The organism is Halorussus salilacus (assembly GCF_024138125.1).
Lineage (GTDB): Archaea > Halobacteriota > Halobacteria > Halobacteriales > Haladaptataceae > Halorussus > Halorussus salilacus.
Map to the genome: position 1 here is coordinate 267,530 of NZ_CP099993.1, position 17,120 is coordinate 284,649.

The window sequence follows — 17,120 nt, forward strand, 5'->3', positions numbered from 1 at the left end:
GACTCCGCGCCGACCTACAGCGCGAGCCAGTCGGTCGCGATGTCGGGGTCCGAGAGGTGCCACCGTTGCTGAATCTCGCCGTCAGCCCGCCGCACCTCGACCACGGCGTCGAACAGCGGCGAGAGCGAGCCGACGACCTCGGAGTCGTACCTCGCGGGCAGGTGGTAGTGGCCCATGCCGTCGACGCGCTCGACGGTCTCGGTCACGCCGAGCAGGAACCGGCGCACGTCGCGGTCCCCGTAGTCCTCGACGAGCGGCGTGAGCGAGTCGAAGCACACCCGGAGCTCCGCGGGCGAGATGCGCGCGCCCCCCTCCTCGAACCCCTCGATGGCGTCCTCGACCGCGACCCCGAGGTCCCGGAGGTCGTCGCCCTCGACCGCTACCTCCCGGAGCGTCGGCCCGCCGTCCGATTTTGGTCCGTCGTCCGGTTTCGGCCCGCCGTCCGACGGCGAACCGCCGTCGGACGGCGGGCCGCCCCGGGACGGGCCCGGGGAATCGCGGTCGCTGGCGGTCACGTCCGCGTCGTCGCTGGCGGTCGCGCCGCCGCGGACGTCGGTCCCCCAGTTCACCACCGCGGCAGCGTCGCGGTCGGGACGCGGCCCCACAGCGTCCAGTTTGGCCCTCGCGGTGTCGGGACCGGCGTCGGCCGTGACGAACAGCCGATACCGGGGTCCGGCGTCCGACTCCCCGAGCAGGCGCTCGCAGGCGGCGGCCAGCGCGTCGGTCCCGACGAGCAGGATGTTGCTCCCGTTCCGCTTGAGGTCGGCCAGCCGACGTCTGAACCGGACGGTCGCCTCCGGACTCCCCCTTCGTTCCTCCCCCGACATTGATTCACCAATAACGCTAATGGCTACAATAAGTGTTTCGGGGGGTCGAGCGGCGTCTCCGGCCATCTTTCGGCAAAATCGGGGGAGAGCCGAGGGCTTTCGAGTCGGGAGCCCCGAGTGTGGGCCGATGAACGACGACCTGTTCACGCCGCTGTCGATTCGCGGGACGACGATTCGAAACCGCGTGATGGTCTCCCCGATGTGTCAGTACTCCTGCGAGGACGACGGACTCGCCACCGACTGGCACGAGGTCCACCTCGGCAGTCGCGCCACCGGCGGGGCCGGAATCGTGATGGCCGAGGCCACCGCGGTCGAGCCCCGCGGGCGCATCTCGCCCAACGACCTCGGCATCTGGAGCGACGACCACGCCGAGGCGCTCGCGCCGGTCGCCGAGTTCGTCGCCGACCGCGGGGCGACCCCCGCCATCCAGCTCGCCCACGCCGGGCGCAAGGCGAGCAAGACCCGACCGTGGGAGGGAAGCGAACCCCTCCAACCGGACGAGGGCGGCTGGGAGACGCTCGCGCCGAGCGCGATTCCCTACCCCTACGACGACGACCCGCCCGAGACCCGGGAGATGGACCGCGACGACATCGCGGCGTTCGTCGACGACTTCCGGACAGCGGCCGAGCGCGCACTCGACGCTGGCTTCGAGATAGCAGAGGTCCACGCCGCCCACGGCTACCTGCTCCACGAATTCCTGTCGCCCGTCACCAACCGCCGCGAGGACGCCTACGGCGGCGACTTCGAGGGCCGGACCCGCCTCGCCCGGGAGGTCACCGCGGCGGTCCGGGAGGTGTGGCCCGACGACCTGCCCGTGTTCGTCAGGGTCTCGGCCAGCGACTGGCTCGACGACCGCGAGTCGTGGACCGTCGAGGACACCGCGCGGCTCGCCCCGCTTCTCGCCGACGCGGGTGCCGACCTGATAGACGTGAGTTCGGGCGGCATCCACCCCGATCAGGAGATTCCGAGCGCGGGGCCGAACTACCAGGTGCCCTACGCCGAGCGCGTGGGCGAGAACACCGACGCGCTCGTCGGCGCGGTCGGGGGCATCACCGAACCCGCGCAGGCAGACGCCCTCATCCGGAACGGCCGGGCCGACCTCGCCATCGTCGGCCGCGAGCACCTCCGGGACCCCTACTTCGCGCTCCACGCCGCCGAGGCGCTGGGGGCGCTCGACCGCGTGGACGTGCCGGTCCAGTACCGGCGCGCGTTCGAGTAGTCGGCGAACTCCGCGCTACCGGATATCACACCACGGGAAGCTATCTGCCCGTTCCGAACCCCCGCTACTCCATGGAGTACCGCCCGCTTCCCGACGACCGGGAGCAGAAGTTTCAGGACTTCCTCCAGTACGCCTTCGAGCCCGAGTCGGGACCCCGGGACGACCACGACTGGGAGATGGCCGAACAGCCCGGCGACCCCCGGGGACTTCCTCACAGCGCTGTGGCCGTTCGAGTACCCCTTCTACGAGCGACAGGGCTGGGGTCTCACCTGCAAGTGGGTCGAGTACGACTGCCCACCGGAGGCGCTGTCGTTCGCCCGCGAGGCCCGCCTGAACCTCCTGCGATTTCTCGCCGACCACGACTCGCAGGTCGAGGCGGTCACCCTCCGCGGCCCGCCGGACACCCGACTCCTCGACGAGGTCGAGGACCCCGCCATGGTGACCTGCGAGGTGAAGCCCGGGCCGATGGTCCGACTCGTGGACGTTCCGGCCGCCGTGACCGCGCTCGACTATCCCGACCGGACGAACGCCGCGTCGGCGGCGTTCGTCCTCTCGGTCTCGGACCCCCTCGCGGAGTGGAACGACCGGACCTTCCGCATCGCGGTCGCCGACGGACGCGCGACCTGCGAACCCACCGACGCCGACCCGGACGCGGAAGTCGGGGTTTCGACGCTCTCGCAACTGTTCGTGGGCTACCACTCGGTCGCCGACGCCGAGACGCTGGGCGACCTCGAACTCCGGGACTCGACTGCCCGCGAGACCCTCGAAGCGATGTTCCCCCCGACGGATGTCTTCCTCCGCGAGGGATTCTGAGGCCGGGGTTCGCAGCGCGGTGGCCGACCGGCCATTCGCCGCGAATCGCCCGGCGAATCATCCAGCGTGGAATCGCCCGGCGAATCATCCGCCACGGGCGGGACTGAAAGGGGCCGCCCGCTCGCGCACCGTTTAGTCGCCTGCGCGACCCCTATCTGGGCCGGGCGGTGCTGAGAGGCCCAGATATGTCGCGTCAGCGACCGCGAGCGGGCGGGGGCTTTCTGACGGTTCACGGTGCAGGTGACTCCGGTCCGTAGCGAGCGGGCGGGGGCTTTCGAGGCGTTCTTGGTTACGGCACCTACGTTTCGGACGACGACCGAGAAATCACACGAACTCGTTCCTGGGCGGCCAAACTCTTTACCGCTCGACACGAAACCCCACACATGGACGACCGCGACGAGAGCGACCGCGGAGACGCCGACGACCGACGCGACTCGGACGACCGACGCGACCCCGAGGACCTCGACGAGCGGGTCGCCGAACTCGAAGCGCGGGTTCGCGAACTCCGGACCGAACTCGGCGACCCGCCCCGCGGCCCGCTCGGCCTGCCCCGACCGCCGACCCCGCGCGAAGTCCTGTCGTTCACGGGCGAGTACGCGATTCCGACCGCCATCGCGGTGCTTGAGGCCAACCTCCGCGCGCTGGAGGCGCTCCAGCAGGTGATTCGGGTCCTCGACCCCGACCGAAGCGTCGTGGACGAGGAGCGCGGCCGCCTCGAACGCCGGGCGGCCGACGCGAGCAGGGCGACCCTCGACCGACTGGAGGACGCGCTGGGCGAGGTCGAGACCGCGGTGCGCGAGAGCGACCTCCCCCGCGAGGACGAGGCCCGCGACATCCTCGAAGACGCCCGGCGAATCAACCGCGAGATACGCGACCGGGTCGAACGGAGTCGCAGGGAGGCCGACGAGGCCCGCGGTCGCGAGCGGAACCGAGACCGCGACTTCGAGGAGCGAAGCACCACCATCGAACTCGGCGACGCCGACGAGAACGGAGCCGACCGAGACGCCGAGGGCGACGCTGACGACGGGGACGACGGAGGTGACCGAGACGACGAGGACGACCCGGTCCGGGTCGACGTGGACGCCGAACTCGAATCCATCAAGGACGAGATTCACGACCGCGAGGAGAACCCGGACGATACGGCCGGACGCGAGGAGAGCGGGGGTGACGACGGGAGCGATTCGGACGAGGACGAGACCGGGGACCGACGCGGGGAACCCGCGGAGGGCGACGGTCCGACCGACGAATCGAACGGGTCGGACGACCCGGACGGCTCCTGATCACTCGGTGGCCTGCTCGCGACCCCGGAGTCGGCGGTAGGCCCGAACCGGAAGCGAGCGCCCGGGTCGTGTGGGTCGGCCCGCCGTCCACGCGACTCCGACCGCGAGCGCTCCCGCGGCGAACAGCGCGTAGTTGGCCGCGTCGTTCCCGGCGTACACGAGGTCCAGCGTGTAGAGCGCGGGGGTCGCGGGGTACAGCGGCATGACGCCCCACGGGGTCAGCACGTCGGCGAGGAGGTGGGCGACCATCGATGACGACCCGAGGAAGAACGCCCACGCGCCGCCCCGGACCGCGTCGCGCCGGGGGAGACGCCGCAGGTCGTTCGTCACCACGAACAGGCAGACGAGTCCGGCCGCGAGCGCGAACCACGCCGTGTGGGTCACCCCCCGGTGGACCACGAAGTCGAGTTCGGTGTCGAGGTCCGGGAGTCGGGTGTACACCAGCACGATGGCACCGCCGAACACCGCGTCCCGGGTGTATCCCCGCCGCAGGAGGGCGTATCCGGCGACAGCGTACAAGAGGAGCGCCATCCCGTAGTGACCCGGTGCGAACATACGACGAACCGGCCGCTATTTCAATGTTAATCTATCGATTCAAATAGTATCGACCGGATGTCACGCGGGATGGAGATGCGGGTCATCCTGCTCACCGCGGTCCTGCTGTTCGGCGCTGACAGACTGCCGACGCCACGTCGCGCGCGCGACGTGGCGTCGGACGACGAGTCCGAAAACGACCGCGCTGTCGGCTCACTTCCGAACGAGACCCTCGACGGTCCCCCGCATCGCCACCCCTCCGCCCTCCTTCTCGCAGACGACCGACGCCGCGAGGTCGTAGCGATTGTCCCGCTCCTCGACGCGCTCGATTTCTATCCGACAGACCACCGTCTCGCCGGTGTAGACCGGTCGGACGAACTCGAACGCCATCGACCGACCGAGGACTTCGAGGTCGCCGCCGATTTTCGTGGGCATCGTGGCCGTGAGCAGGCCGTGGACCAGCAGGCGTCCCTCCTCGTCGGGGTCGAGGTGGCGCGGTTGCTCGTCGCCGGAGAGGTCGGCGAACCGACGCACGTCCTCGGGCGTGAAAGTGCGTTCGAAGGTTCGAGTGTCGCCCTCCGAGGGTGGCGTCATCGGGATTCCCGTTCACACCGGTTCGAACCGGTAGCCGTCCCAGTCCTGACTCTCCTTCTCCCGGATTCCGGCCTCGGGGTCGCGCAGTTCCTCGGCGTACACCGGCCGGACCTCGTCGCCGATTTCGACCTCCGAATCCTCGACGACCTGCCCGATGGCGCGCACCGTCTCGGCTCCGTCGGACTCCGCCCCGCTCGACGAGGCGCTCTGCGCCTCGTCGAGCGAGAACTCCACGATTGCGAGCGTGTTGGGCTGACGGACCCCCGGCGGGGTCGCGGTGCTGGTCGTCCACGTCACGACCTCGCCGATTTCCTCGGCGAGTTCGACGGCCGATTCCTGTGGCTCTCCGCACTCCGGGCAGAGCTCGTGACCGGGGTACGTGAGGTGGCCGTTCGGACAGCGGTGTGCTTGCAGTGTCATCTCAGGGTTCCTCCAGAATGGTGGTGGTCACGCAGTTGCCGAATCCGCCGACGTTGCAGGCCAGACCGACCTCGGCCTCGACCTGCCGCGCCCCGGCGTCCCCGAGCAACTGCCGGTGGAGTTCGTACGCCTGTGCGACCCCGCTCGCGCCGAGGGGGTGGCCCTTCGACTTGAGGCCGCCGGAGGTGTTTATCGGGAGGTCGCCGTCGCGGTCGGTGACGCCCTCCTCGACCGCCTTCCAGCCCTCGCCCTGCTCGAAGAAGCCCACGGCCTCGCTCTGGAGGAATTCGAGGATGGTGAACATGTCGTGTAGCTCCGCCACGTCCACGTCGTCGGGACCCCTCCCGGCCATCTCGTAGGCCTGCTCGGAGCTCTCGACCGCGCCGCCCATCACCGTTGGGTCCTCGCGCTCGTGGACGACGTGGGTGTCGGTCGCGCCGCCGATGCCCGAGACGACGGTGTACTCGCCCTCGCCGACGTACTCTCTCGCCACCGACTCGGGACAGAACAGCAGGCCCGCGCTCCCGTCCGTGATGGGGCAGAAGTCGTAGAGTCGAAGCGGGTCGGCCACGATGGGCGAGTCCATCACCGTCTCCAAGTCCACTTCCTTGCGGAACTGGGCGTGAGGGTTGTCGAGACCGTTCTTGTGGTTCTTGACCGCCACCTTCGCCAGACTCTCGCGCGGGGCGTCGTACTCGTGGAGGTACCGTCGAGCCGTCAGGCCCGCGAAACTCGGGAGCGTCACGCCGTGCTTGTACTCGGCGGGATGCGTGAGCGAGGCGATTACGTCGGTGGCCTCCGCGGTGGTCCGGTGGGTCATCTTCTCGCCGCCGACCAGCAGGGTCATCTCGGAGGCCCCGGAAGCGACCGACTGCCACGCGGCGTAGATGCCCGCGCCGCCCGACGCGCTCGTCTGGTCGACGCGCTGGGTGTAGGCCGGGAGTGCGCCGAGGTCGTGGGCCAGGGCGTTGGGCACGCCGGTCTGGCCCTCGAACTCGCCGCTCGCCATGTTCGAGACGTACAGGTGTTCGACATCGTCGGGAGCCACGTCGGCGTCGGCGAGGCACTCGCGCCCGGCCTGCGCGAGGAGTTCGCGCACCCAGGCGTCGCGCTCGCCGAACTTCGTCATCGAGGCTCCGATGATCGCGACACGGTCCATACCCTTCCGATGACGAAGAAGGGGTTTATAATTCGGGGGTCGGCCTGCGTCGTCCCGGGAGGGGGAATTAAGCCCGCGCGGTCACATCGAACCGACCAGAGATGACGCGCGCGAACCCCGACGAGACGGTGACGGTCGAACTCCGGTTCTACGCGCCGTTCCGGGACGCGGTGGGCGAGAAGACGGTCGCGCTCGACCTCCCCGCGGGCGCGACGCTCGGCGACGCGCTCGCGCGCGTCGCCGAGCGCCACCCGGAAGTAGAGGGGAAGCTACTGGACGACGAAGGGGAAGTTCGCCGCGGCGTCCGGGCGCTCCGGAACGGAAACGAGCGCGCCGAGGCCGACGACCGACTCGACGACGGCGACGAGGTGAGCTTCACGACGCCGATTCACGGCGGATGAGAGCACCGGAAAATACAGTAGATAAATGGATAGACCACAATTCGATAGCACAATAGTAACATCTAATCCATGCCCCCATTTCGTGATATAATATCCAAATAAAAAATAGAAGTGATTGGACACAAAACAGATAAACGAATAGGAGATGTGTTAGGATAATGGATAGACGTATACCTTCAGCGACTCTCGGAATATTCGGGATAGTAGCATTACTCGCTCCGTCAGCCATAGACGGACTAATGTCTAACACCATTCCTTTCTTTCTCGGATTTGGGCCGGACTTCGTTCAACGGCTAGGAGCTACGTTCGTCATTTTGATAGCGACGAACGAACTCATCGTCGTCAGTAAAGTTCGACTCGAGGTGGCTCACGGGGTTTTGTCGATAGTTATGTTATCACTGCTCAGCCTTACCCTTCTCGGAACCGATATTCTCACCGAGGAGGGTACGCTACTGATTGTAAGTCATACGCTTCCGTATCTGTTCGCAATTGCCCGTACACGTCGACAGCGACTAAATAGTTCATTTCTATTCGTTGTCTTACCAATTGTTGGGTACATCGCCCTCGAAACATTCGACGGCGCTCCCCCAACCAGAGAAGCGGTCGTTATACCATTTATCGGGCTTCTATTCGGTTTACCACTCGCCGCAGTCGGCTGGGTCACGAGAAAACAAAGCAAATATAGTTCCGACTGAACTCAAACGTGCGCCTCAAAAAAGAGTGAGAATATTAGGGAGTTGAAAGTTCAGAGACCGATACGTTCCCGTGATTTCGGATGGCAAGTCCTTTCCTAACTGTTGCGGTCATCGTTGTGCGGGTATCTTTGATTTCTCCGTCTTTCTTTTCGACTCGGCGAGCTAGGATCTCTGCGTTCGTTTCTCCAACTTCAATCACGGTGCGTTCACCGTCTGGGATAGTATGGGACTTATTTGCGACCTCTGCTGTCACTGTAGCCGACCCCGCCTCCGGTCGGGTTTCTATGTTTGTGCTCGGGCGAGTAACAGCACTCTCAAGCATGACAGCACTTTTTGGTCGCATGTCCTCTTCAATCTGGGTTGTCAGTGAAGACGTTCGCTCGGATGGAATAGTGACCTCCGAGGCACTATCTTTTGGCTGTTTCCCGCCCGGAGCGACACCAGGGAACCGAATTACGTTTTCACTGCGTCCGTGAGATGCGACGACGGCGTTCGCTGACAGAATCCCATCTTTAAATTCGGGAAGAGAGTTCTCCATGAGGTAAAGGACCCCGTCTTCTACGTGGTAATCCTTCGGTGTACAGACGACACCATTTCGGGTACGGAGTCCACACTTGCTGGTATCTGTGATTTCTGCGACTGGTGTCGTTTCTACGAACCGTATCGTTTTACCGGTTTTTCGGGCAAGAACCTCGCTGGTAGACACACTACTAGTAAGGCCAGCCGCGACCGCGGCTTGAAGCACCGACCGTCGAGTTACAGTATTTTCTTCACTCATGTTAGTTTTCAGATTTTTTTGCCGAGTACAGGTACGACTGTAACGCACAGTGTGACAGTTCTTTCACATGACCACTCTTACTTTCTGAATGATTACACGCTCCCCACTCTTTCTGGGCTTTCGGATATCCACTTCCCATGATTGTAATTTTCCCATCTGTTTGTCGAGTACCGAGGCTATGTTCTTGATCCGGGTGTTCGTTCTTGACTTCTTTATCAGGAAACTGCTCAACGTAATCTTGGAGGTTTTCGTTCTCCATGTCGAGGAAACTGTGCCCGGGCTCGTGAAGCGGCCAGTTCTCTGCATAGTCCGTATCGTAGGATCTCCAACCTACAACACCGTTAGCACTTACTTTCCACCCAAAGTACTCCGGATTGTCTGATGGACCGGGGTCTGGGTTACAGTTATCAATATTGTACGATTCAGCCATGCCACCGTAGTCCGGACTCGTAACGAGAAGATGGAATCCGGCAACACTATTTTTGTTATTTTCCCCGTCTTTTTTTATCCAATTACAGAGAACGTCTTTTATTCCAACTCCACTTACATTTGGATGCTCGTCACTTCGTTCAATTCTGGCAACGTGTATCGCATCGTAATCAATGAGTTGGTCGCACAATTTCTTGAGATTCTCGATGTGTCTCGTAGCGAGCTTGTCTTGGTCTGACGTGTTCGGGTACACGTGGATGGCCAGTTCGGCACTACGGTCGTTGTCTTTGACCTTGTAGTATTTATTATCGTATGACACAAAGCGGTATAATTACCATAGAAATATAAACATAACTAAATTAAATAAGTATAATTCATACAAGTAATATATTTGTTGTATTATTATATTAGTATATTTTGAATAGATTCAATTTGACGTGCTAAATATAGTACTAGATGCGGCTCTCGGGCACCGTCCCGTCGTCGTTCCAGCCCCGGACCTGGTAGTACTTCGAGAGCGCGTCCTCGAAGTCCGGCAGGTCGTACGGGAGGGTGTCGTCGCTCCGGTCGAAGCCGCGCTGATTGTTGAAGTGGCGTTCGAGTTCGACGGTCCGCGCCCCGACCGCGAGCAGGTCCTCGTGGTCGGCGTCGAACAGGGCTTCGAGGCGCTCGGGGGTGACGTAGTCGCTGGAGAACGCACAGACGATGCCGCTGTCCTTGAACGCCGCGGCGTTCTCCGACTCGACGAGGTGGGCGGGCTTGCCCTCCAGCCCCTCGGGGTCGAGTTCGCCCGAGTACTCGTCGCCCAGAATCTCGGAGTACATGTGGTCGGCCCCGCTGTTGGAGGTGGCGTAGGAGAGGCCCTGTCCGTGGATGACCCGGCCGTCGTGGGCCGCGAACTCAAGCCCCTTCGACGACCAGTTCTCGACGCCGAGTTCGTCGTGGGCGCGGTCGACCCCCTCCGCGAGCAGGTCACCGACGCCCTCCCGGACCGCGATCTTCCGGACGAGGTCGTGGACCAACTCGGCGTTCCCGAACTCGTCTTCGGCCTTGAGGTACGCCGAGACGGTCACGCCGCAGGAGATGGTGTCGAGGCCGAACTCGTCGCAGAGGTCGTTGGACTTCATCACGTCCACGATATCGCCGACGCCCGCACAGGAGCCGAACGCCATCACGGTCTCGAACTCCGGCCCCTCGGTTTCGAGACCGGTCTCCTCGTCGCGGGTCGGGAGCTTACAGCCGTAGGCGCACTGCGAGCAGGTGCCCCGCTTGTACTTCTTGCCCTCGACCGCGTCGCCGCCGATCTTGTCGGCGTGCTCGAACGTGAACTCCGTGAAGTACCGGGTGGGGAGCGAGAACTCGTCGTTGATGAACTCCGTGCCGCCGGTCGTCCCCTGTCGCTTCATCAGGTCGTCGCTCTGGGCGGCCTCGCGGTGGACCTCCATCTGCACGTCGGGGACCTCGACCGCGGGCGCGGAGTCGCCCGCGAAGCTCACCGTCTTGACGCCCTTCGCGCCCAGCACCGCCCCGAGGCCCCCGCGGCCGAACGCCCGGGTGTCGGAGGTCATCAGGCAGGCGAACCGGACCTCGTTCTCGCCCGCCGGGCCGACGGTGACGAGGTTCTCGGCGTCGAGGCCGCGCTCGTCTCGCAGCCGGTCGGTGGTCGCCGAGACGGTCGCGCCTTCGAGGTCGGGCACCGCCTCGAACTCGACGCCCTCGTCGGTGACGTGGACCGCGAGCAGTTCGTCGCTCTCGCCGACGAACTCCACGACCGAGTGGCCGGTCTCGACGAAGTTCCGCGAGAGGTACCCGCCCGCGTTGGTCGAGCGGATGCCGCCGGTCAGCGGCGAGACCGACGTGGCGTTCATCCGGCCGGTGAAGCTCATCCGGGACTGCTGGAGCGGCCCCGACGAGAGGTACAGGCGGTTCTCCGGCCCGAGCGGGTCGGCGTCGAACGGAATCCGGTCGTGGGCCAGTTTGGTGGCGGCCCCCCGACCCCCGACGAACGAGTCGAGGACGTCGTCGATGGCCTCGGTGCGCGCCTCGCGTTCGCTCAGGTCGACGGTCAGCAGGGTGCCCTTCGCGCGTAGCATACGTGTAAAGAATCCGCACGGGACCGTAAAACCGGGGGTAGCGGTAGCCGGAACGGCGGGGTAGTTCGGGGTCGCCGGAACGGAGGGGAGTTCGGGTCGCCGGGGCCAGCGGCCCCGGCGACCCCCGTGAGACTCCGAATCCCGAGAAGCTATCAGCTTCCGGACCCGGGGAAGCCTGATGGTCGCGCGCCCGCTACGGTGGACCATGGGGGAAGACGAAGACATCGGCTCCGTCTCGGGGCTTCCGGACGAACTGGGAATCGACGAGGACCTCGGCCGGGCCGAACAGCGACTGTCGGTCCGGGTCGAGAAGCGAACCTACGGCAAGGCCGTCACCATCGTGGAGGGGTTCGACGACGCGTCGACCGACGTGTCGGAGCTGTCCTCGGACCTCAAGAGCAGGCTCGCGACCGGCGGCACGGTCGACGAGGGCCGCATCGAGTTGCAGGGCGACCACCGCGAGCGCGCGGCCGAGACCCTGCGCGAGAAGGGGTTCGCGGTCGAGGAGTAGGTCGGGGGAAAGAGCGCCGGGCTGCGGTCGAGGAGTAGGTGGCGGGCGAAGGCGAGCGCGGCGAACGCGGCGACGCCGCGTTCGCCGCGACCCCGACGTATTTGGTCCTCCCGCGCGCGACTCGAACCATGCTCCCGCGCGTCCACGTAATAGCGACCGGCGGCACCATCGCGAGCACGCCCGACGAGGACGGGGCGGCCCCCAGCCTCTCGGGCGAGGACCTCCTCGAATCCGTTCCGGACCTCTCGACCCACGCCGACCTGAGCGTCGAGTCGGTCTCGAAGGTACCCGGATTCGACGTAAATTTCGAGACGATGGCCCGCGCGGGCGAGCGCGCGAGCGCGGCGGTCGAGGACGGGGCCGACGCCGTCGTCGTCACCCACGGCACCGACACGATGGCCGAGACCGCCTACTTCCTCGACCTGACGCGCTCGCTCCCGGTTCCGGTCGTGGTCACCGGCGCACAGCGAAGACTCGACGAGCCGAGTTCCGACGCCCCGGCGAACCTGCTCGCGGCGGTCCGGGCCGCCACCCACCGCCGGGTCGAGGAGGGCGTCTACGTCGCCTTCGACGACGAACTCCACGCCGCCCGCGACGTGCGGAAGGTCCACACCCACGAGCTATCTGCGTTCAAATCGCCCAACGACGGCCCGGTCGCCACCCTGACCCGCGCCGGAATTCGGTTCCACCGCGAACCCCAAAGCGAGTCGGTGTACGTCCCCGCGCAGCGAACCGACGCCCGCGTCGAGATGGTCGTCTCGGCGGCGGGCGTCGACGGCGCGGGGGTCGAGCGCGCCGTGGCCGACGGCGCGGACGGCCTCGTAGTGGCCGGGACCGGCCTCGGAAACGCGACGAGCGAACTCGGCGAGGCGATAGTCGATGCGATGGACTCGGGCGTCCCGGTCGTCCTGACCTCTCGCTGTGGCGCGGGGTCCACGGGCGCGGTGTACGGCACCCCGGGCGGCGGAAAGACCCTGCAGGACGCGGGCGCTATCGCGGGCGGCGACCTCGCGCCGTGGAAGGCGCGGGTGAAGCTGGCGCTCGCGCTGGAGGCAGCGGAGCGTACCGAGGACGTGCCGCGGTACTTCCCCGACCCCGCCGAGTAGCCGTAACGGAAATTCGAGGGAGAACGGGGCGCGGTCGCGGCGAGGACCGCCGCGACCGCGCGTAATCGAGATTTCGAGCGACACGAAGACGCGATACCCGGCGGAATCGTCGCGTTACTCGGTTTCCTTCCGGATTACCGGCGTGAAGGGTCGGGGCCATTTAGGTCGGTCTGCGCCCATCTTCGGACGTAGTATGAAAACAAACAGCAATGTACGACAGCGGATGGTAGCCATCGGTCTCGTCCTGATAACCGTGGTCGGACTGGGGGTCGGCGTTGGCGCGTCCGGCGCGTTCCAGGACGATGGGGACGGCCAGGTCCGCATCGCGCACCTCTCGCCGGACGCTCCCGCAGTCGACGTGCTGGTCGACGGCGAGCCAGTCCTCGAAGGGGCCGAATACGGTGACGTGGGCGACTACACGAACCTCTCGGCTGGCGAGCACGACGTGACGATACAGACCAGCGAGAACGAGTCGGTCGTCTTCGAGGGGAACGTGACGGTCGAGTCCGACACGCAGTACACCGTCGCGGCCATCGGCGAGGTCAGCGAGGAGACATTCGACGTTGCGGTGTACGAGGACGACTTCGAGACCCCCGAGGAGGGTGACTCGTCGGTCCGACTCGTCCACGCCTCGCCCGACGCGCCCGCGGTGGACGTGACGGTCGCCGAGTCGGGCGACACGCTGTTCGACAACGCGTCGTTCGGCAACGCGACCGACTACGAGACCGTTCCGGCGGGCGAGTACACGCTCGAAATCCGTCCCGCGTCCGAGGACGACACCGAGGACCCCGTGACCACGGTCGACGTGACGCTCGAAAACGAGACGGTGTACTCGGCCATCGCGGCGGGCTACCTCTCGCCCGACGAGGCGGCGGCCGACCAGCCGTTCGAGGTCCTGCTCGTGACCGACTCGGGAGCCGAGATGGTGGATGAGGAGACGACGGAGGAGATGGACGAAGAGGAGACCGACGAGGAAGAGACGACCGAAGAGATGGACGAGGAGACCGAGACGACTACGGAAGCGTAATCACTCGCCGAACTTTTCGCGCTCCTCCTTCCGTAGCTCTATCCGCCGGATTTTCCCGCTGGAGGTCTTGGGAAGCTCTTCGACGTACTCGATTCTCCGGGGGTACTTGTACGGGGCCGTCTCCTCCTTCATGTACGACTGGAGTTCCTCGGTGAGGTCCTCGTCCCCGTCGTAGCCGTCGGCGAGGACGACGTAGGTCTTGACGACGTTGCCGCGCTCGTCGTGGGGGCTGGCGACCGCGGCGGCCTCCGCGACCGCCTCGTGGCCGACCAATGCGTCCTCGACCTCGAAGGGGCCGATGCGGTAGCCCGACGAGATGATGATGTCGTCGGCGCGACCCTCGAAAAAGAAATAGCCATCCTCGTCCTTCCGGGCGAGGTCGCCGGTCCGGTAGTAGTCGCCGTGGAACGTCCGTTCGTCCAACTCGGGCTTCTCGAAGTAGCCGTCGAAGATGGCGGGCGAATCGACCGGGACCGCGATTTCGCCGGTCTCGCCCGCGTCGACCTCCTCCTCGTCGGTCGTGTCGAGCAGGGTCACGTCGATGCCCGGCACGGGCTTGCCCATGCTTCCCGGCTTCACGTCGATGCCGGGGTAGTTGGTGACGAGCGCGACCGTCTCGGTCTGGCCGTAGCCGTCCCGCGGAGTGACGCCGAAGGCGTCCTCGAAGGCCTGAATCGGCTCGCGGTTGAGCGGTTCGCCCGCCGAGACGGCCTCGGTCAGCGCGAGGTCGTAGTCGTCGAGGTCGTCCTGCTGGGTGAACATCCGGTACTGGGTCGGCACCGCACAGAGGCGCGTGACCGCCTCCTCTTCGAGCAGGTCGAGGAAGGCGGCGGGCTCGAAATCGCCCTCGTAGACGAACTGGGGCGCGCCCGTGGTGAGCGCCACCCCGACCGGGCTCCAGAACCACTTCGCCCACCCGGTGCCGGTGGTCGCCCAGAGGAGTTCCCCGGAGAAGTCGGTGTCGCGGTCGACGCCCCACCAGTACCGGCCGTTGATGCGCTCGAAGCAGTGCATCCACCGGTGGCGGTGGAGGACGGGCTTGGGCTGGCCGGTCGTCCCGCTGGTGTAGTTGATGGACATCGGGTCCCCCGCGCCGAGTTCCGGCCCGTCGTGGTCGGGGTCCCCGCGGTCCAGCAGGTCCCCGAAGGCGTGCCAGTTCTCGCGGTCGAGAGTCGCCTCCTCGTCCTCCGCGTCCAGCACGACGACGCGTTCGAGGGGCGTCTCGTCCAGCACCGGCTCGACCATGTCGGTCAGGCTCGCGTGGACCACCATCGTCTCGGCCTCGCAGTCGCTCGCCCGGAAGGCGAGGTCCTTGGGCTTGAGCATCGCCGAGCAGGGCACCAGGATGGCCCCGCGGGTCAGCGCGCCCAGCTGAATCGCGAATGCCTCGGGGTGCCGGGGAAACAGGTGCATCACGCGGTCGCCCGTCCCCACGCCGAGGTCGGCCAGCGCCGACGCGAACCGGTTCGCGTCGGCGTGTATCTCGGCGAAGGTCCGCTCGGCCTCGGTGCCGTCCTCGTGGCGGAACCGGACCGCGAGTCGGTCGCCGAACGACTCGGCGTGGTCGGCGATTACGTCGGGGAGGTTGAAGTCCTCGGGGATGTCCCACTCGAACGTCTCTCGCTCGTGGTCGTAGTCGAGCGCCATGTGGCGAACATGGTCCAGCCATCACTTGGACCTATCGCCGCCGAGGGGTTCTCGGCGGACCCGACGCGCGGGCGGGCGGTCAGACCGCCCGCCCGCGCCGCGAGAGGCCGACCAGGAGCGCGCCAGCCGCCAGTAACAGCACCCCGACAGCGAGCAACACCACGGTGTACTCGACCGCGGCGACCAGCGGCGCGAACAGCAGAATCCCGCCGAGCGCGATGAGAACGGCCCCGCCCCAGAACTCCGCGTCGTCGCGGTCCATGATACAGACCTATCGACGCGAAGCCACTTAGCTCCGATTGCCGGAGTCCCCCGGTCGGGCGAGTCGCGGTTCTCGGCCCGTCGCGAATGGACACTCTTTTAGGCCTACCTAAACCACTTCGGGGTAACGCATGAGCACAGACGCCGACATCTGCGTTGTCGTCCCGACGATTCGAGAGTACGACTGCATGCGGGCGTACTTCCAGAACGCCCGCGACCACGGCTTCGACCTCGACCGTCTCCACGTCGTCCTCGTGACCGAGGACTTCTGCGACACCGAGGCGATGGCCGCGATGCTCGACGAGGAGGGCGTCTCGGGCGAGGTCTTCGACGGGACCGCGCGCGAGGAGTGGTACGACGAGCACGGCATCGCCGAGTACTCCCACGTCGTGCCCGCCGCGAGCCACGCCGAGACGAGTTTCGGCCTGCTGTACCTCTGGGCCAACGACTTCGAGTACGGCTTCTTCATCGACGACGACACCCTGCCCCACGACGAGGACGACTTCTTCGGTCGCCACATGCGTAACCTCGACTACGAGGGCGAGATCGAGGAGGTCTCCTCGGACGAGCAGTGGGTCAACGTCCTCTACCAGAACTTCGAGGACCACGGCCTCTACCCCCGGGGGTACCCCTACTCGGCGATGGACGAGACGGTCGAGACCGACACCACCGAGATATCGGACGTCGTCGCTTCGCAGGGCCTCTGGACCAACGTCCCGGACCTCGATGCCGTGCGCATCCTGATGGACGGCGACCTGCAGGGGCAGGCCCAGACGCGCACGAGCGCCGACGACTACGACCGCGACTTCGTGGCCGCCCGCGGGAACTACCTCACGGTCTGCTCGATGAACCTCGCGTTCCGCAGGGAAATCGTCCCGGCGTTCTACCAGCTTCCGATGGACGAGAACCGCTGGGACGTCGGCCGGTTCGACGACATCTGGTCGGGCGTGTTCCTCAAGCGCGCCTGCGACCTGCTCGGCAAGCGCATCTACAACGGCCGACCGCTCTGCGAGCACAACAAGGCCCCGCGCTCGACGTTCGACGACCTCAACAACGAGGTGCCGGGCCTCGAACTCAACGAACACCTCTGGGAGGTCGTCGACGAGGCGGGCGACGACGCCGACTCCTACGCGGGCGTCTTCGAAGCCATGGCGACCGAACTCGCAGAGGGCGACTTCGAGGAGTACAACAACGGCGCGTTCTTCAACTACGTCGGCGAGTACATGCTCGACTGGCTCGCCGCGCTCGACCAACTCCAGAGCCCGCGAGCGACCCCCGCGCCCGCAGACGACTGAGAGAGCGGAACCGGTAGGTATAAGAGTTTTA

The 17,120-nt window shown here is 65.9% G+C and carries 19 protein-coding genes; 9 read left to right on the forward strand and 10 right to left on the reverse strand.

From position 1 onward, the window contains the following. Nucleotides 1-14: 14 nt before the first annotated feature. A complete protein-coding gene (locus NGM10_RS01370; RefSeq protein ID WP_253481004.1) occupies nt 15-827 on the reverse strand; it encodes a DUF7504 family protein in 813 nt (270 codons plus the stop codon). Nucleotides 828-954: 127 nt separating this feature from the next. Between NGM10_RS01370 and NGM10_RS01375 the strand changes: the two genes are divergently transcribed. From NGM10_RS01375 to NGM10_RS01390, 3 genes are all read left to right on the forward strand, one after another. After that, nucleotides 955-2,046 (forward strand): NADH:flavin oxidoreductase/NADH oxidase, encoded by a 1,092-nt coding sequence (locus NGM10_RS01375; protein WP_253481005.1) that lies wholly within the window; start codon nt 955-957, stop codon nt 2,044-2,046. Nucleotides 2,047-2,376: 330 nt separating this feature from the next. Then, on the forward strand, nt 2,377-2,859 hold the full coding sequence (locus NGM10_RS01385; protein WP_438267166.1) for a GNAT family N-acetyltransferase: 483 nt from the start codon (nt 2,377-2,379) through the stop codon (nt 2,857-2,859). Nucleotides 2,860-3,242: 383 nt separating this feature from the next. Further along, nucleotides 3,243-4,139 (forward strand): DUF7547 family protein, encoded by an 897-nt coding sequence (locus tag NGM10_RS01390; RefSeq protein WP_253481007.1) that lies wholly within the window; start codon nt 3,243-3,245, stop codon nt 4,137-4,139. On the opposite strand, the gene NGM10_RS01395 is transcribed toward NGM10_RS01390, so the two are convergent. The 4 genes from NGM10_RS01395 to NGM10_RS01410 all read right to left on the reverse strand — a co-directional run bounded on the left by NGM10_RS01395 (nt 4,140) and on the right by NGM10_RS01410 (nt 6,846). Further along, nucleotides 4,140-4,694: a metal-dependent hydrolase gene (locus NGM10_RS01395; protein ID WP_253481008.1), complete on the reverse strand. Its 555-nt coding sequence runs from the start codon at nt 4,692-4,694 to the stop codon at nt 4,140-4,142. Nucleotides 4,695-4,886: 192 nt separating this feature from the next. Next, nucleotides 4,887-5,267 carry a MaoC/PaaZ C-terminal domain-containing protein gene (locus tag NGM10_RS01400; RefSeq protein WP_253481010.1) on the reverse strand — a complete coding sequence of 127 codons (381 nt, stop codon included), beginning with the start codon at nt 5,265-5,267 and terminating at the stop codon, nt 4,887-4,889. Nucleotides 5,268-5,279: 12 nt separating this feature from the next. Beyond that, nucleotides 5,280-5,687: a Zn-ribbon domain-containing OB-fold protein gene (locus NGM10_RS01405; RefSeq protein ID WP_253481012.1), complete on the reverse strand. Its 408-nt coding sequence runs from the start codon at nt 5,685-5,687 to the stop codon at nt 5,280-5,282. A 1-nt stretch (nt 5,688) separates the two neighbouring features. After that, a complete protein-coding gene (locus NGM10_RS01410; RefSeq protein WP_253481015.1) occupies nt 5,689-6,846 on the reverse strand; it encodes a thiolase family protein in 1,158 nt (385 codons plus the stop codon). A 101-nt stretch (nt 6,847-6,947) separates the two neighbouring features. On the opposite strand from NGM10_RS01410, the gene NGM10_RS01415 reads away from it, so the two are divergent. After that, on the forward strand, nt 6,948-7,247 hold the full coding sequence (locus NGM10_RS01415) for a ubiquitin-like small modifier protein 1 (RefSeq protein ID WP_253481018.1): 300 nt from the start codon (nt 6,948-6,950) through the stop codon (nt 7,245-7,247). A gap of 158 nt (nt 7,248-7,405) precedes the next feature. Beyond that, nucleotides 7,406-7,942 carry a hypothetical protein gene (locus NGM10_RS01420; RefSeq protein WP_253481021.1) on the forward strand — a complete coding sequence of 179 codons (537 nt, stop codon included), beginning with the start codon at nt 7,406-7,408 and terminating at the stop codon, nt 7,940-7,942. Nucleotides 7,943-7,976: 34 nt separating this feature from the next. Here NGM10_RS01420 and NGM10_RS01425 read toward each other — a convergent pair whose 3' ends face one another. From NGM10_RS01425 to NGM10_RS01435, 3 genes are all read right to left on the reverse strand, one after another. Then, the gene (locus tag NGM10_RS01425) at nt 7,977-8,720 is read right to left on the reverse strand and encodes a hypothetical protein (RefSeq protein ID WP_253481022.1); all 744 of its coding nucleotides are present in this window, start codon (nt 8,718-8,720) and stop codon (nt 7,977-7,979) included. Nucleotide 8,721: 1 nt separating this feature from the next. Beyond that, the gene (locus tag NGM10_RS01430; protein WP_253481023.1) at nt 8,722-9,468 is read right to left on the reverse strand and encodes a hypothetical protein; all 747 of its coding nucleotides are present in this window, start codon (nt 9,466-9,468) and stop codon (nt 8,722-8,724) included. A gap of 133 nt (nt 9,469-9,601) precedes the next feature. Beyond that, the gene (locus tag NGM10_RS01435; RefSeq protein WP_253481024.1) at nt 9,602-11,242 is read right to left on the reverse strand and encodes an aldehyde ferredoxin oxidoreductase family protein; all 1,641 of its coding nucleotides are present in this window, start codon (nt 11,240-11,242) and stop codon (nt 9,602-9,604) included. A 205-nt stretch (nt 11,243-11,447) separates the two neighbouring features. Between NGM10_RS01435 and yciH the strand changes: the two genes are divergently transcribed. From yciH to NGM10_RS01450, 3 genes are all read left to right on the forward strand, one after another. Beyond that, nucleotides 11,448-11,753 (forward strand): stress response translation initiation inhibitor YciH, encoded by a 306-nt coding sequence (gene yciH, locus NGM10_RS01440; protein ID WP_253481025.1) that lies wholly within the window; start codon nt 11,448-11,450, stop codon nt 11,751-11,753. 38 nt (nt 11,754-11,791) lie between these two features. After that, nucleotides 11,792-12,859: an asparaginase gene (locus NGM10_RS01445; RefSeq protein WP_253481026.1), complete on the forward strand. Its 1,068-nt coding sequence runs from the start codon at nt 11,792-11,794 to the stop codon at nt 12,857-12,859. 193 nt (nt 12,860-13,052) lie between these two features. Next, on the forward strand, nt 13,053-13,886 hold the full coding sequence (locus NGM10_RS01450) for a DUF4397 domain-containing protein (RefSeq protein ID WP_253481027.1): 834 nt from the start codon (nt 13,053-13,055) through the stop codon (nt 13,884-13,886). On the opposite strand, the gene NGM10_RS01455 is transcribed toward NGM10_RS01450, so the two are convergent. Next, nucleotides 13,887-15,533 carry an acetate--CoA ligase gene (locus NGM10_RS01455; RefSeq protein WP_253481029.1) on the reverse strand — a complete coding sequence of 549 codons (1,647 nt, stop codon included), beginning with the start codon at nt 15,531-15,533 and terminating at the stop codon, nt 13,887-13,889. Between the two features lie 79 nt (nt 15,534-15,612). Next, nucleotides 15,613-15,795 (reverse strand): hypothetical protein, encoded by a 183-nt coding sequence (locus NGM10_RS01460; protein ID WP_253481031.1) that lies wholly within the window; start codon nt 15,793-15,795, stop codon nt 15,613-15,615. Between the two features lie 130 nt (nt 15,796-15,925). Between NGM10_RS01460 and NGM10_RS01465 the strand changes: the two genes are divergently transcribed. Next, the gene (locus tag NGM10_RS01465) at nt 15,926-17,089 is read left to right on the forward strand and encodes an alpha-1 4-glucan-protein synthase (RefSeq protein WP_253481033.1); all 1,164 of its coding nucleotides are present in this window, start codon (nt 15,926-15,928) and stop codon (nt 17,087-17,089) included. Nucleotides 17,090-17,120 lie beyond the last annotated feature (31 nt).

What these genes read in the sequence shown, in the direction of transcription:
- NGM10_RS01420 (WP_253481021.1), top strand. Translation starts at nt 7,406, where the DNA reads ATGGATAGACGTATACCTTCAGCGACTCTCGGAATATTCGGGATAGTA.
- NGM10_RS01410 (WP_253481015.1), bottom strand. Translation starts at nt 6,846, where the DNA reads ATGGACCGTGTCGCGATCATCGGAGCCTCGATGACGAAGTTCGGCGAG.
- NGM10_RS01460 (WP_253481031.1), bottom strand. Translation starts at nt 15,795, where the DNA reads ATGGACCGCGACGACGCGGAGTTCTGGGGCGGGGCCGTTCTCATCGCG.
- NGM10_RS01425 (WP_253481022.1), bottom strand. Translation starts at nt 8,720, where the DNA reads ATGAGTGAAGAAAATACTGTAACTCGACGGTCGGTGCTTCAAGCCGCG.
- NGM10_RS01455 (WP_253481029.1), bottom strand. Translation starts at nt 15,533, where the DNA reads ATGGCGCTCGACTACGACCACGAGCGAGAGACGTTCGAGTGGGACATC.
- NGM10_RS01405 (WP_253481012.1), bottom strand. Translation starts at nt 5,687, where the DNA reads ATGACACTGCAAGCACACCGCTGTCCGAACGGCCACCTCACGTACCCC.
- NGM10_RS01390 (WP_253481007.1), top strand. Translation starts at nt 3,243, where the DNA reads ATGGACGACCGCGACGAGAGCGACCGCGGAGACGCCGACGACCGACGC.
- NGM10_RS01450 (WP_253481027.1), top strand. Translation starts at nt 13,053, where the DNA reads ATGAAAACAAACAGCAATGTACGACAGCGGATGGTAGCCATCGGTCTC.
- NGM10_RS01465 (WP_253481033.1), top strand. Translation starts at nt 15,926, where the DNA reads ATGAGCACAGACGCCGACATCTGCGTTGTCGTCCCGACGATTCGAGAG.
- NGM10_RS01415 (WP_253481018.1), top strand. Translation starts at nt 6,948, where the DNA reads ATGACGCGCGCGAACCCCGACGAGACGGTGACGGTCGAACTCCGGTTC.
- NGM10_RS01375 (WP_253481005.1), top strand. Translation starts at nt 955, where the DNA reads ATGAACGACGACCTGTTCACGCCGCTGTCGATTCGCGGGACGACGATT.
- NGM10_RS01370 (WP_253481004.1), bottom strand. Translation starts at nt 827, where the DNA reads ATGTCGGGGGAGGAACGAAGGGGGAGTCCGGAGGCGACCGTCCGGTTC.
- NGM10_RS01395 (WP_253481008.1), bottom strand. Translation starts at nt 4,694, where the DNA reads ATGTTCGCACCGGGTCACTACGGGATGGCGCTCCTCTTGTACGCTGTC.
- yciH (WP_253481025.1), top strand. Translation starts at nt 11,448, where the DNA reads ATGGGGGAAGACGAAGACATCGGCTCCGTCTCGGGGCTTCCGGACGAA.
- NGM10_RS01435 (WP_253481024.1), bottom strand. Translation starts at nt 11,242, where the DNA reads ATGCTACGCGCGAAGGGCACCCTGCTGACCGTCGACCTGAGCGAACGC.
- NGM10_RS01400 (WP_253481010.1), bottom strand. Translation starts at nt 5,267, where the DNA reads ATGACGCCACCCTCGGAGGGCGACACTCGAACCTTCGAACGCACTTTC.